We start from the raw sequence: 14,480 nt of genomic DNA, 5'->3' as shown, positions 1-14,480 counted from the left end.
AATGCTCAACGAAAACGACATCGAACAACTCACCCTTCAACGCCTGCAATCCCTCGGTTGGGAATATCGCTATGGTAAAGATTTGCCTGTTCATGAGGGCGAATTTTCCCGTGGCAATTTGAGCGGTGTAGTTTTTATTGAGCAACTGCGTGAGGCGGTGCGTAAACTTAATCCGCAGCTGCCTGAAAGTGCGGTTGATTCTGTGGTGAAATCCGCGACAAAAAGCGATATTGGCGACTTGGTTGTGCGTAATCAGACGTTTTATAAATTGTTGCGTGATGGTGTACGGGTAGAATATCAAGATGATGGTGAGCAGAAAATCGAGATGGCGCGTTTGGTGGATTTTGAGCATGGGGAAAACAACCGCTTTGTCGCCGTCAATCAGCTGGAAATCCGCAGCCGTAAAGGAGGTAAACGGATTCCCGATATTATCGGCTTTGTAAATGGGCTGCCTTTGGTGGTATTTGAGCTCAAAAATCCGCTGCGTGAATCGGCGGATTTATTGCAGGCGTTTAATCAGTTTGAAACCTATAAAGATGAAATTGCCGAGCTGTTTGTTTACAACCAAGCCCTGATTATTTCAGACGGCATTGCCGCCCGTTTGGGTTCGCTTTCGGCAGATTTTCAACGCTTTACGCCGTGGAAAGTGGTCGATGAAAAAAATAAAAGCGTGCGGTTATATTTTGACGATGAGTTGCAAAGCCTGCTCAATGGCTTAATGCAGCCTGAGGATTTATTGGACTATATCCGCTATTTCGTCTTGTTTGAACGGGATTCCGTTGGCAAAACCATTAAAAAAATCGCGGCATACCATCAATATTACGGCGTAAATGAAGCAGTAGAATCCACGATTTTTGCCACAAGCGAGCAAGGCGATAAACGCATCGGTGTGATGTGGCACACGCAGGGTTCGGGTAAGTCGATTTCGATGCTGTTTTATGCAGGCAAACTGCTTGCACAGCCTGAATTGAAAAATCCTACCATTGTAGTGGTTACCGACCGCAACGATTTAGATGGTCAGCTTTTCCAAACTTTTTCTTCAGGCAAAGATTTAATCAAACAAACACCGCAGCAAGTAGAAGACCGTGATCAACTGCGCCAACTGCTCGCACAAAATGAAGTCGGCGGCGTGTTTTTTACTACGATTCAGAAATTCGCCCTAAATGAGGAAGAAAGCCGCTTCCCTATTTTAAATGAGCGCAACAATATTATTGTGATCAGCGATGAGGCTCACCGCAGCCAATATGGCTTTACGCAAAAGCTGCATAACGGCAAGTTTCAGACAGGTTATGCTCGCCATTTGCGTGATGCTTTACCTAATGCCTCGTTTATTGGTTTTACAGGTACGCCAATTAGCCTTGAAGATAAGGACACGCAAGATGTGTTCGGTCGTTATGTGTCCATTTATGACTTGCAAGATGCGGTGGAAGATGGCGCAACCGTGCCGATTGTGTATGAAGCACGCCAAATCAAGCTAGCGGAGAATGCTAATCACGATGAATTATTTGCAGAAATTGATGAACTGCTGGAAGGCGAAGAAAACCCGAAATTACGCTTGCGAGAAAAATTGCTCGGCTCAGAAGCTCGATTGCATGATTTAGCGATCGATTTTGTGCAACATTTTGCAAAACGCAATGAAGTGGTGGACAGCAAAGCGATGATGGTGGTTTCCAGCCGTCAGATTTGCGTGGATTTGTATAATCAGATCATCGCTCTGCACCCTGAATGGCATTCGGACAATATTAACGAAGGGGCGATTAAAATTGTGATGACAGGTTCTGCTTCCGATGCGTCTGAAATGCAGAAACACGTTTACAGTAAACAGGAAAAGCAAACGTTAGAACGTCGTTTTAAAGACCCGAACGATCCGCTGAAAGTGGTGATTGTGCGTGATATGTGGCTGACAGGCTTTGATGCACCGTGCTGTAACACTATGTATCTTGATAAGCCAATGAAAGGGCATAACCTAATGCAAGCCATCGCACGAGTAAACCGTGTATTCCGCAATAAAAGCCGAGAAAATGGCGGCTTGATTGTGGATTATGTAGGCATTGCTGACGAGCTCGAAAAAGCCACTCGGCAATATACAAACTCACAAGGCAAGGGCAAACTGGCTGATAGCGTGATTGATGTATTCTTTAAAATGAAAGAGCATTTAGAAGTTATCCGCAGCCTGTTTGCAACGCCAGTTGAGGGGAAAACCTTTGATGTTCAGGCTGCCTTAGAAAAAGATAATCCGAATGATCTTTTGATGGCGATTCGTTTTGCCGCCAACCATATTTTAAGCCTTGATCAATTATCGTTTGATGGCAAAGCGCACGAGCAGCATTGGTTTAATAAAAAAGAAACCGAGCCACGCAAAAAAGCCTTTTTGAAAACGGCAGGCTTGGTAAAAAAAGGCTATATGCTGTGCGGCACATTGGCTGAAGTTGAGCCGTATAACCAAGAAATCGCCTTTTATGATGCCGTACGGGCAATTTTAACTAAACGTGAACAAAAAGGCACAGGCACAAATGAAAGACAGATTTTATTGAAAAAATTGGTCAATCAAACTGTGTATTCTGAAGGCGTGATTGATTTATTCGATCTGCTAGAAAAACCACAACCACAAATCAGTTTGCTTTCCGAGGAATTTTTACAAACTGTAAAAAATAGCCCAACTAAAAATTTATGGGTTAGCGCGATGGAGCGTTATTTGGCAAGTGAAATTAAAGTTAAATCAGGCACAAACTTAACCTTGCAAAAAGATTTTGAACGGCGTTTGAAGGAAGCATTGAATCAATACCACAATCACAATTTGACTGTGGTAGAGATTTTGGACGAACTCTTTAAAATGAGCCAAGATTTCCAAGAACGTTTAGCATTAGGGAAAAAACTAGGATTAACCAAGGAAGAACTAGCCTTCTATGAAGCTCTATCTCAAAATCAAAGTGCAAAAGATTTGATGGGTGATGAAGTGCTTTCTAAACTGGCGAAAGAAATCACGGAAACACTTAGAAAATCGGTCACAATCGACTGGCAGTACAAAGAAGCGGTGCGGGCAAGAATTAGATTACTCGTTCGACGTGCCTTACAAAAATATAAATACCCGCCTGATAAACAGGAAGAAGCGGTAACTTATGTGATTAAACAAGCTGAAGAAATTGCTGAGGATTTAACTGGTTTATAATTTTGATGCGGTTTATTTAATAACAAAAGGGCGATTAAAAACACTATGATTTTTAACCGCCCTTTATTTTGTTAAAGGTTAGATTGAACGCTTAACCTCAACCACTTCAAACACCTCGATTTGGTCGCCAACTTTTACATCGTTGTAGTTTTTCACGCCGATACCACATTCCATACCGTTACGAACTTCAGATACATCATCTTTGAAACGGCGAAGAGATTCTAATTCCCCTTCAAAGATAACGACGTTGTCACGTAATACACGGATTGGGTTGTTACGTTTCACTACACCCTCAGTTACCATACAGCCTGCGATTGCACCAAATTTCGGATGACGGAATACATCACGAACTTCAGCTAAACCAATAATTTCTTGTTTAAATTCAGGCTCTAACATACCGCTCATTGCTGCTTTAATTTCATTCAACAATTCATAGATGATTGAGTAGTAACGTAAATCAATGTTTTCAGCTTCAATGACACGACGAGCTGTTGCATCCGCTCGAACATTAAAGCCAACAATGATGGCATTAGATGCGGTAGCTAAAGTTGCATCAGTTTCAGTAATACCACCTACACCTGAACCAACAACTTTAACTTTTACTTCATTGGTAGAAAGTTCATTTAACGCTTGAACAATCGCCTCTACAGAGCCTTGTACATCCGCTTTCACAATAACGTTCAATTCAGCCACATCGCCTTCAGACATATTGCTAAACATATTTTCAAGTTTAGCTTTTTGCTGACGAGCTAATTTCACTTCACGGAATTTACCTTGACGATATAATGCCACTTCACGTGCTTTTTTCTCATCACGTACAACGGTTGCTTCATCACCCGCTGCAGGCACACCTGAAAGACCTAATAATTCAACTGGAATTGAAGGACCTGCTTCATCCACTTCTTTCCCGTTTTCATCACGCATTGCGCGCGCACGGCCATATTCAAAACCACAAAGTACGATGTCACCTTTACGTAGTGTACCTGATTGAACCAAGATAGTTGCCACAGGGCCACGACCTTTATCCAAGTAAGATTCAATGACTACACCACTTGCCATGCCGTCTTTTACAGCAGTCAATTCAAGCACTTCAGATTGAAGTAAGATTGCATCTAATAAATCATCAACCCCAGTACCTTTCTTCGCCGATACTGGAACGAATTGCACATCACCACCGAATTTCTCAGAAATGACATCATGTTGTAATAATTCTTGCTCAACACGATCTGGATTTGCTTCTGGTTTATCAATTTTATTTACTGCAACCACTAAAGGTGCACCCGCTGCTTTTGCGTGTTGAATCGCTTCGATAGTTTGAGGCATCACACCATCATCGGCCGCAACAACAAGAACAACGATATCTGTTGCTTTTGCGCCACGTGCACGCATAGAAGTAAACGCTGCGTGTCCTGGAGTATCCAAGAAGGTGATCATTTTGCCATCATCCATTTCTACGTGATACGCACCGATATGTTGAGTAATACCACCCGCTTCGCCTGCAGCAACTTTCGCTTTACGAATATAGTCAAGTAAAGAAGTTTTACCGTGATCAACGTGTCCCATAATAGTTACAACTGGCGCACGCGTTACTTTTTCCGCGTTTACATCGCGATCACCTAATACCGCTTCTTCAAGCTCATTTTCATTGCGAAGAATTACTTTATGACCAAGTTCTTCCGCTACTAATTGAGCGGTTTCTTGATCGATAACTTGGTTGATGGTGACCATTTCACCCATTTTCATCATCACTTTAATGATTTCTGTCGCTTTCACCGACATTTTGTTCGCAAGTTCTGCAACGGTAATGGTTTCGCCAATCACAACATCTGCTTTTACTACTTGAACTGGTTTAGTAAAGGCTTGTTGAAGTGCGGTGCCTTTTTTTCCATTTTTACCTTTACCAAACTTAGCATCTTTTTGATTTTTACGATTAGATTCGCGCTCGTTTTTCGAGTTTTTGCTATTTTCATCGTCACGACCGCCTTTTTTTGCTTTTGCTACTTTATTTTTACCTCGACCACGATTTTCATTACGACGATCTTCTTCATCTTCTGCTTCAAGTGCATATCTTGAACTTAAATTGTAATCAGAATAGTCTTCTGAAGAAGATTCATTGTCTGAATCATCTGCTTCAGCATAACGTTTAGCTTCTTCTGCTGCACGACGAGCTTGTTCTTCTGCTTTTTGACGAGCCACTTCTTCAGCTTTACGACGAAGTTCAGCTTCTTCTGCTTTACGTTTCTCTTTTTCAGGATCAACAAATTTAGCTTTAGAATCTACCGCACTTTTTGCTGGCTTAGCGGTTTCTGCTTTCGCTTTTTCAGCTTTTGATTTTTCATCAGCTTCTTTCTTAGTTGCCGCTTTTTCAGCTTCTAAACGAGCTTTTTCTTCTGCTGCTTTTTGTTCAGCAATTTTTTTCGCTTCCGCTTCTTGCTGTGCTTTTAATTTTGCTTCTTCTTGTTGAGCAATATCAGTTTTTACTGTGCGTTTTTTACGTACTTCTACTTGTACTTCTTTGCTTTTACCGCCAGTTGTGGTGCTGCTCACTGTTGTTTTTGTTCTGCGTTGAATGCTTAATTTTTTTGGCGCATCAGCCTTAACATCTTCAGTCATTACTGCTCTCCTTATTCTTCGCCAAACCAACAAATATTACGTGCAGCCATAATTAAATCTGCGGCCTGTTCTGCGGTTAATTCTTCAATATCAGTTAAATCATCAACGCCTTGTTCTGCGAGTTCTTCAAGGGTGGTAATTTGTTTTTCTGCTAGTTTGATTGCAACGTGACGATTCATTCCCTCTAAATTCAATAAACGATCTTCAACATTCGCTTTTTTCAGTGCTTCTTCTTCAGCTACTGCTGCGGCTGTAATCGCATTTTTAGCACGAGTTTGAAGCTCTTCAACAAGATCTTCATCTTCCAAACCATCAATTGCTGTCAATTCATTCATTGGCACATAAGCAATTTCTTCTAAACTTGTGAATCCTTCTTCTACAAGGATTTGTGCAAATTCTTCATCAAGTTCTAATGCGTTAATAAATAAATTTAACACTTTATTATCTTCTGCTTGATGCTTAGCATTTAACTCATCAGTCGTCATTACGTTTAGTGTCCAACCCGTTAATTGTGTTGCTAAACGCACGTTTTGACCATTACGACCAATGGCTTGAGCAAGATTATCAGCTTCAACAGCAATATCCATAGAATGATTATCTTCATCAACGATAATAGAAGAAACATCCGCAGGTGCCATTGCATTGATCACAAATTGTGCTGGATTATCATCCCAAAGCACGATATCTACACGCTCACCGCCAAGTTCATTCGTAATTGCCTGAACACGCGCACCACGCATTCCTACACAAGCACCAACAGGATCGATACGTTTATCATTTGATTTTACCGCGATTTTAGCACGAGAACCCGCATCACGAGCTGCACCACGAATTTCAATCATTTCTTCGCCAATTTCAGGCACTTCAATACGGAATAATTCGATCAACATTTCTGGTTTAGAACGTGTCACAAATAATTGTGCAGTTTTGCCTTCAGGATTTACTTTATAAAGCACCCCACGAACACGATCTCCCGGACGGAAGTTTTCACGTGGTAACATATCTTCACGTGCAATCATCGCTTCCGCTTTATTGCCAAGGTCTAAAATAATACTGTCTCGACTTACTTTTTTTACGGTGCCTGTTACAATTTTTCCTTCTTCTTCACGAAATTGTTCAACCACTTTTGCACGTTCAGCTTCACGAATTTTAGTGCTAATAACTTGACGTGCCGTTTGCATTGCAATACGGTCAAATGCAATAGATTCAATTTGATCTTCCACATACTCTCCAAGTTGCAAATTTGGATCATCAAATTGCGCCGCTTCCAAAGTAATTTCCTTCGTTGGTACTTTTACTTCATCTACGACTAACCAACGGCGAAAAGTATCAAATTCTCCTGTTTTGGGATTAATTGAAACGCGAATATCCGTTTCATATTCAAACTTCTTCTTAGTAGAGATCGCAATCGCACTCTCTAATGCTTCAAAAATTTTCTCACGTGGTAATAATTTTTCATTGGATACAGCTTCCGCCGCCAGTAAAATTTCTTTACTCATTTCTCTTTTTCTCCTTTTAAAATTTTGCAACAACATTCGCTTTTTGAATGTTTCCGAAGACTAAAATTTGTTCTTGATCATCAACGATTAAAGTAATCATATCCTTTTCAATACGTTCTAACTGACCTTGCCATTTACGGCGTTCCATCACTGGAATTCGCAAATGCACAGCGATATCTTGCCCAATATAGCGTTCAAATTGCGGCAAGGTAAATAGCGGACGATCTAAACCTGGTGACGACACTTCTAGATTGTATTTATCCGCAATTGGATCTTCCACGTCTAAAATTGCGCTCACTTGACGACTTACATCAGCACAATCATCAACCGTCACACCACTATCTTTATCTATAAATAAACGCACAGTCATAAAACGCCCCGTGCGCTGACACTCAATCCCCCACAATTCACAGCCTAAATCTTCTACTGCATCTTGTAGCATTTCTTGTAAATTTTGTTCTAATGTAGCCAATTTCTACTCCTATATAAGGTGCAATTCATCGCACTATATCATAACCTTATGAAACCTTATTCTAAACAATACTTATCTCCTCTATTTTAGTAATAGTAAGAAGATAGTTTATTAAATCTCAGGCATAAAAAAAGGGTTAGGTTCATAAGAACCTAAGCCCAGTTACTAAATTTCTTATAGAAAAAAACCCCAAAACTGGGGTTCTTTTACTGAACTTATTATTGGTTGCGGGGGCTGGATTTGAACCAACGACCTTCGGGTTATGAGCCCGACGAGCTACCAAGCTGCTCCACCCCGCGTCCGAAATATGTGCTACATTATAGTGATAAAAATTTAATATGCAAGAAATTTTATAAAATCATTGATGATAAATACTAGAATAAGATAACATTTTCCAAAAAGTTTAGGAGCTAATTATAGCATATATGCTGTGTTATATTTTTAGGAATTCGTAAATATCTTTAATTTTGCCATAATTTACAAATCTATAGCTCCTATCATCAAAAATAAAGCGTGAAATAATGCCAATTAATTAACGCCATTATCAAGCCTCCCGTCCATAAAAAATCAATGATCGTCTCCAATCAATTTAGAGATGAATTGTTAATAAGGTAATAAGCCAATAATAAATAGACAATATTTAAGGTTATTCTAGCTTTCATACAAAAATTCAATCAATCTCGACTTTCCCTAGCTTTCTTTTTTTGCTAGACTAACACGCAATTTTGGGGCTGATTCTGGATTCGACGGGATTAGCGAAGCCCAAGGTGCACGTCGAGGTGCGGTAGGCCTCGTAAATAAACCGCAAAAAAATAGTCGCAAACGACGAACAATACGCTTTAGCAGCTTAATAACCTGCATTTAGCCTTCGCGCTCCAGCTTCCGCTCGTAAGACGGGGATAACGCGGAGTCAAACCAAAACGAGATCGTGTGGAAGCCACCGTTTGAGGATCGAAGCACTAAATTGAATCAAACTAGCTTAAGTTTAGCGTGTCTGTCCGCATGCTTAAGTGAAATTAAAGACGAGACTAAACGTGTAGTACTGAAGGTAGAGTAATTTCGGACGGGGGTTCAACTCCCCCCAGCTCCACCAAATTTTAAATAACATCGCCATAACAACACCAATAAAAACAATACCTTAGAGGAAATTCACTAACGGCGATATAACTAAATAATAACTTAAAATGATCCGTGAATGAGCCGCGGGCTGTTCTATTCCCTAAGTATTAAATTTCTTGGTAAGAATAATGCGTGAGGCAAAATCATAGGAGAATCTATGAAAACCCTATATTTTTGTTCCCTTGATGGGAATCCAAGAAAAGTATTTCAATCAGAAGAATTAGCTAAACAATGGAAAGAACAGGGGTAACTTTATTTTTCAAGCGAAGTTGTATATGACGAATCAAACAACATTGTGAAAATTGATAATCAGGATTTTATAGACTTTGTTGAAAATTGTTCTGATGAACAGGGAATAGAAGAGTTTGAGCGAGCAAAAGCAATTGTGGAAAAAGACTTCGCTTTTGTAACTGTAACGGACGATTAGATGCGTTAGAATTAATTCAAGTAAACATTAACTTTACTGTTAAACAAGCAAAAGAAGGCGGGGCTAAAACCTCGCCTTTTGCTTTTATTGAAATGCGAAAATCTGACCGCACTTTTTAGAATGTTCGCGGAATGAAAGTTGATGATTGATACTGTGTACGTTTTTGCGCCCAGTCTTTAGCATCCGCTGACGCTTTGGAAAACTGCAAACGAGCGGCATCTTCACTTTTCTGTCTTGCAATATCTGCCGCCTGTTGTGGAGTGAGATTATTTACATCAATCATATTGCGCACAGGAGGAGCGACAGAAGATTTAACATCCTCAGCTACCGTTTCGCGCTCCACTGGTTTCGGATTGTACAAATCCATATTACCACCACCAGTCATATAAAGCGCTTGTCCCATCTGGCCAGCCCCCTTAAATGCAGCGATTGTATCAGGGCGTTTAAGATAATTCTCGCGTTCAGCAGAAACAGCATTGATTCTTGCTGCAATCGCATTTTGTTGCTCTTTATCTTCTGTTGCGGACAATTTTTCTTGCAAGGAATGTAATTGGCTATCATAAATACCAAGCGTTTGAGTTGCGCCAAGAAGATTTTTTTGCGCTTCTGATTCACCACCATGAGAATAACGTGCTGAAATTCGAGCTTTTGCAGCCGCCGCTGAAATTTCATTACGGGTTCTATGATCTTCAAGCTCAAACTCGTGCTTGTATTTTTTATCAAGCAATTCACTATCAAAAGCACGTTGTTTGTCGGCTTCTGCCGTTTTCCAATCTAACAACTTTTGAGTTTCTTCATCTTTCCACCCTTGCTCAACATTTTTGACAATACCAGTTCCCAATCCTTGTGTCATCGCACCTAAAATTCCACCCCATCCCATAAATTATGCCCCTTGTTGCATTGGTTTTGATTGACCGTTTTGCACTTGCGCACGACGTTGGCTTTCCATTTCAGATACTTTGTTGATCATATCAACGTATTGCTGTTCTTCTTCCTGAGGTAACGCACCGTGCGTTGCTTCGCCAAATTGCTCAAGCGCATTCATTAAAATATCAATCAATACATCATCAATTTGCTCTTCTGGCACACCAACTTGCTGTAATAATTGCATAGCTAAATCTTTAGCGACTTGCATCATCACTTGCGGCGGAATAGTTTTTCCATTTTGTTGCGCGGCCTGAAGATTTGAAATCATTGCTTTTGCGACTAAATCGGCAATACCTTCTTCGGGACCTTTTTCTTGAATACGTTGTTGCGCAACATTTGCGATAGCATTAATGGAATTTTGCATCAACATTTGATACATCTGCGCCATACTTCCCTGTTGTTGTGAACCCTGTGGATTTTCGACCGCACTTTGTTCTGTTGTCTGCGGTTGTGATTGTTGTGTCATTGAATCTAAAATGCCCATGAATTTCTCCTATGATACGATGATATTTGCCCAATAATTTCTTAGGTTAGGAACGTCACTCGTTTTGACCTGTTTATCAGGATCTATATTTTGCATACGATTATGCATAGTGTTCAGTATGCCTTTTGGTTGTGTATTGTCACTGCGTAAATCACGCCCAGCCATAAATTCCTTATAGGCTTGACGTTCTTTTTCAGCTAATTCATTTTGTTGTGCGATGTGGTTATTTAATGCGTTAGAGTTAAGCGTCTCTGTTAAATCACGTAATGATTTTGTCATCGTGTCTTTTTTGTTGATCGCTTTACCTAATAAACCAATCCCAGACCCTAGCATTGCACCAGGAGGCCCTAAAGCAGATAAACCGACTTGTGCAGCTGTAATACCTCTATCAATCCATTTATCGTTCGTTTCATATTTTTCCCGAGCATTCTTATAGGACTTATTGATGAAATCTACTCTTGTATCGTAATACGCTTTCCCCTCTGGAGTGAGGCTATCATAATACGCTTGCTCTTGGTTGCTTTTGAATTGTCGAGATAAATCCCCAACGTGGGAAAGCCCAAAATTTGCCGCACTTTCAGCAATTTTGCCAACTGGCGTTGTTGCTGCCCCGCCCACCCCACTAAAAACGCCTCCTACAGCACGACCAATTAAGTTCAATTCTTCGCCCCGTTTAATACGGTCGTAACTATTGATGTCCGCCCGTTCTCGAACGGATGAATATTGGGGATCGCTTGACCATACATCGCCGTTATTTAATGTCATTGAACCACGTATGTTTCTATCAAATATAGAAGGAGTGCGTTCAGAATAAGGCGCATTGGAGTAACTTTTTCCAAACAAACCGCCAGTGAGTGTTTTCTGATCTTTTTCAGGAACGGCGGCGCTCATTTGCCCATTAGAAAGTGAATGATATTTTTCACTAATTGTTCGGCTAATTGCGCTATGACCACCGCTCCAACTAGAGTTATTTCTTCGCTCATTAAATGCATCAGTATAGACTTTGTCTTTTCCGTATCTAGATTTGTGGTCATTCCATCTATCTGACGTACTACGATAACTATCACTACTGTTATCTTCTCGCCAACCACCTCCACCGGAAAAGGATGAATCAGAATCACTAGCTCGCTCATAGCCAGCTTTTTCCATTGACTCACCAAAACTATCATGCAACTCTGCCATTGTTAGCCCCTTTAGTTTCAGAACGTTTCTTCATTTCAGTCAAAATACCGCCATTTGCCAATCCAGGAGAATCATCCACTGTCAAACTTTTATACGACCAATCCGCATCTGGTACGGCTGAATATTTTGATTTCATCTGATCTTGCAGATTTAATAACTCACGTTGCTGATTGATCAAATCTTTACCAGCTTGTTTTTGCGCAAAGTAACCACCAGCACCAGCAATAACATTACCGATAATATTACTTGCTGCTTTATGGTTGTCCATCCAATCCATTGCACTTCCAGCTGTTTCCCCCAGCCATTTACCAGCGCCACTAATTGCATCCCATGCACCATCCCAAAACGCCATAACCTTTCTCCTCTTAACTAATTTGAATTGACGGAACACCTAAGCTAGGAAATGACGACCAGTTTTGTTGCGTGGTCGGAATTCCCTGCATAAACTTACTCATAAATTGAATCTCTGAATCTCGACTTGCTTTTAGCTGCTCAATAGCCTTTGTTTTATCCTCAGCTTTCATATTCGAGTTATTCAAGATCGTGGCTATTTGCGCATCAAAGTTATTGGTGATTTGCATGGTGAAATCAATGGATTTACCAATAGTGTTCGCCGCCACTTGTGCATTTAAGTTCTTCATCTCATTTTGATGATTCAAATTCGCCATATCTTTTTGTTGTTGCCGTTCAAGTGCGGCTTGAGACGCAGTGAATTGATTTTGTGCCTGATTTAATCGACTTTGATTGCTATAAGCTAAATCAGATTGTAATTGCGCCATTCCACGCTGATGACCGCGTTCTAATTCTGCCTGCGATGCGGTGAATTGATTTTGTTGCTGATTGAGCTTACTTTGGTTTTGGAAATTTAAATCAGCTTGTAAGCGAGTTTGTTTTTCCGCAAACGCATTTTGCGTATCTTGGCTTGCAATTGGTATTGCCGCATCAAGCATTGCACGTTGAGCAGATTCCACACCAATGGTTGAATTTTGCAAGCCGCGATTAGCTGCCATACGTTCTCCTTTAGCAGCCGCGCTATTCATTAAAAGTGAATTGCTATTTAATAAATTAGAGACATTACCTGCCATTGTCTGTGATGTATCTTTTGTCGGAGATTGAGTGGAAATTGTTGGGGCTTGCGGTGTTTTAGTTTTATTCACCGCATCCGTCATAGAACCTAGAATTGACATATATTCTCCTAAAAAAAAAAGACCGCTTATTTCGCAGCCTCTTGTTGAAAATTTATTTAATTATTACTTACGGTGGTAAAAGCAACAGCAAGCTGATTCGGACTAAACCGCCAGCCTTCATTGCTATTTTTAATGCAATTAAAACACCATTCACTGCAAAAATATTTTGATCGTTTTTGTTTGATGCCGAGCACAATCCCGACAGCACCCCACCAGTCGTATTTACAGCCCAAAGTGCGGTCAAAATAGGCTTTGATTTGTGCTTCGGTTACACCGTCTAGCGGAATTAAATCCCATTTTTCTCTATCATAAACATCAATTTGCTTGCAACGTACGCCACCGTCTCGAATTGAAGACGAATAACACTCGTACATCACTTCTGTTTCATAGTGATGCCCACTGACAAATACTTCTTTCATTACTGCAATTTCACAATGCGAATACACGCCTTTTGTCAATTTACGAGTGAGCCAGTCACTCAAACGTGCCAAAAGTGCGTTCGGGTTTTTACCCGTTTTTTTACCTTTGTATAATGCGAGATAGATTTTAGTGCCTATCATTGTTGTGCCTCCGCTAGTTGTCGCATTTTTGAAACAATATCGTCATGAATGTTTTTCAGTTCTTCATCACTCAACGCCTCATGCTTTAACTCATACTTACGCATTCTTTGCACTGCTAATTGTTGTTGCAATGCACGTAATCTTTCTGCTTGCTGAAGAATCAAAAGTGACGCAGACTGATTATCAAGACCTGCAACCGTTGCAAAACTGCTGATATAAACGCTTACTTCTCCAGCAAAATTTGCTTCTTTAAAGGCAATAGCGGCAGCTTCTCGCTCCTTATACTCTTCGGCAAACCTTATCCATCTAGAACTGATGTTCGCCGCTGTATCATCAATGCTATCAACTAGATTTTTAATGAGTTCACGCTTAATTTCAGTTTTCTTTTTTTCATCGACAATCCAGCTGTTTCCGTTCCATTTGTGTAATTCTGTTGGTTGTCTATCAACTAGAATGTATTGACTTTTAAAATAAATAAGTTGTTTAGTCTCAAGCTCTGATTCGTTTTCTACTTCCATTTCCACAAAATCATTTAAGTTTTGCGGAATAGGGAAAATTTGATAACTATTCAAATTTTCTTTTAAAAAATAGACTTTCATTAATCACTCCTTCATCGAATATCAATACGTTTTACAAAACGACCAGCAAGTTCTTCAATGTGTATTGTTGTACCGTTTCTATCAACAGTCACAGCGAATTCCTCGACTTCTACATGATACACACTAGTTCCACCAGAACTGTGTGGAATTACTTGACGAATACTACTAAAATAAACTCCACCGCCCCTTTTACCTTCAATCTCTGCCCCTACTTCAAAACTGACAATTTCAATATTGTTATT

General features: G+C 40.3%; 11 protein-coding genes, 1 tRNA gene, 1 other RNA gene and 1 pseudogene. 2 read left to right on the top strand and 12 right to left on the bottom strand.

The window, feature by feature from the left end:
• Position 1 precedes the first annotated feature (1 nt).
• A complete protein-coding gene (locus HMPREF2644_RS04655) occupies positions 2 to 3,169 on the top strand; it encodes a type I restriction endonuclease subunit R (RefSeq protein ID WP_011272662.1) in 3,168 nt (1,055 codons plus the stop codon).
• 78 nt (positions 3,170 to 3,247) lie between these two features.
• Here the strand turns inward: HMPREF2644_RS04655 and infB are convergent, their stop codons facing one another.
• The 4 genes from infB to HMPREF2644_RS04635 all read right to left on the bottom strand — a co-directional run bounded on the left by infB (position 3,248) and on the right by HMPREF2644_RS04635 (position 8,052).
• Complete coding sequence (infB, locus tag HMPREF2644_RS04650) at positions 3,248 to 5,782, bottom strand: translation initiation factor IF-2 (RefSeq protein ID WP_011272663.1); 2,535 nt, start codon at positions 5,780 to 5,782, stop codon at positions 3,248 to 3,250.
• Between the two features lie 11 nt (positions 5,783 to 5,793).
• Positions 5,794 to 7,281, bottom strand: a complete 1,488-nt coding sequence (gene nusA, locus HMPREF2644_RS04645) for a transcription termination factor NusA (protein ID WP_005631625.1) — start codon at positions 7,279 to 7,281, stop codon at positions 5,794 to 5,796.
• 16 nt (positions 7,282 to 7,297) lie between these two features.
• Complete coding sequence (rimP, locus tag HMPREF2644_RS04640; RefSeq protein WP_038441101.1) at positions 7,298 to 7,753, bottom strand: ribosome maturation factor RimP; 456 nt, start codon at positions 7,751 to 7,753, stop codon at positions 7,298 to 7,300.
• Positions 7,754 to 7,975: 222 nt separating this feature from the next.
• Positions 7,976 to 8,052: transfer RNA gene (locus HMPREF2644_RS04635), tRNA-Met, on the bottom strand.
• Between the two features lie 428 nt (positions 8,053 to 8,480).
• Here HMPREF2644_RS04635 and ssrA point away from each other — a divergent pair.
• Positions 8,481 to 8,846: a transfer-messenger RNA gene (ssrA, locus tag HMPREF2644_RS04630) on the top strand.
• Positions 8,847 to 9,414: 568 nt separating this feature from the next.
• Here the strand turns inward: ssrA and HMPREF2644_RS04625 are convergent.
• The 8 genes and pseudogenes from HMPREF2644_RS04625 to HMPREF2644_RS04590 all read right to left on the bottom strand — a co-directional run.
• Positions 9,415 to 10,179, bottom strand: a complete 765-nt coding sequence (locus HMPREF2644_RS04625) for a hypothetical protein (protein WP_011272664.1) — start codon at positions 10,177 to 10,179, stop codon at positions 9,415 to 9,417.
• Between the two features lie 3 nt (positions 10,180 to 10,182).
• Positions 10,183 to 10,710, bottom strand: coding sequence for a hypothetical protein (locus HMPREF2644_RS04620; RefSeq protein WP_011272665.1), 528 nt, complete (start codon positions 10,708 to 10,710; stop codon positions 10,183 to 10,185).
• Between the two features lie 9 nt (positions 10,711 to 10,719).
• Positions 10,720 to 11,892 (bottom strand): hypothetical protein, encoded by a 1,173-nt coding sequence (locus HMPREF2644_RS04615; RefSeq protein ID WP_227990537.1) that lies wholly within the window; start codon positions 11,890 to 11,892, stop codon positions 10,720 to 10,722.
• Positions 11,876 to 12,244 (bottom strand): hypothetical protein, encoded by a 369-nt coding sequence (locus tag HMPREF2644_RS04610; protein WP_005642880.1) that lies wholly within the window; start codon positions 12,242 to 12,244, stop codon positions 11,876 to 11,878. Before HMPREF2644_RS04610 ends, HMPREF2644_RS04615 begins: the two co-directional genes overlap by 17 nt.
• A 13-nt stretch (positions 12,245 to 12,257) precedes the next feature.
• Entirely contained in the window at positions 12,258 to 13,079 is an 822-nt protein-coding gene (locus tag HMPREF2644_RS04605) for a hypothetical protein (protein ID WP_011272667.1), read from the bottom strand.
• Positions 13,080 to 13,135: 56 nt separating this feature from the next.
• Complete coding sequence (locus HMPREF2644_RS04600; RefSeq protein WP_011272668.1) at positions 13,136 to 13,639, bottom strand: hypothetical protein; 504 nt, start codon at positions 13,637 to 13,639, stop codon at positions 13,136 to 13,138.
• On the bottom strand, positions 13,636 to 14,238 hold the full coding sequence (locus tag HMPREF2644_RS04595) for a hypothetical protein (protein WP_011272669.1): 603 nt from the start codon (positions 14,236 to 14,238) through the stop codon (positions 13,636 to 13,638). The genes HMPREF2644_RS04600 and HMPREF2644_RS04595 overlap by 4 nt, the downstream gene beginning before the upstream one ends.
• Positions 14,239 to 14,249: 11 nt before the next feature.
• Positions 14,250 to 14,480 (bottom strand): annotated as a pseudogene (locus tag HMPREF2644_RS04590) (phage tail protein); the annotation flags it as partial.

Source organism: Haemophilus sp. HMSC071C11, from assembly GCF_001837655.1.
GTDB lineage: Bacteria > Pseudomonadota > Gammaproteobacteria > Enterobacterales > Pasteurellaceae > Haemophilus > Haemophilus influenzae.
Note: the sequence above shows the minus strand (reverse complement) of the source record. Positions and strands in the feature narration are given on the sequence as shown.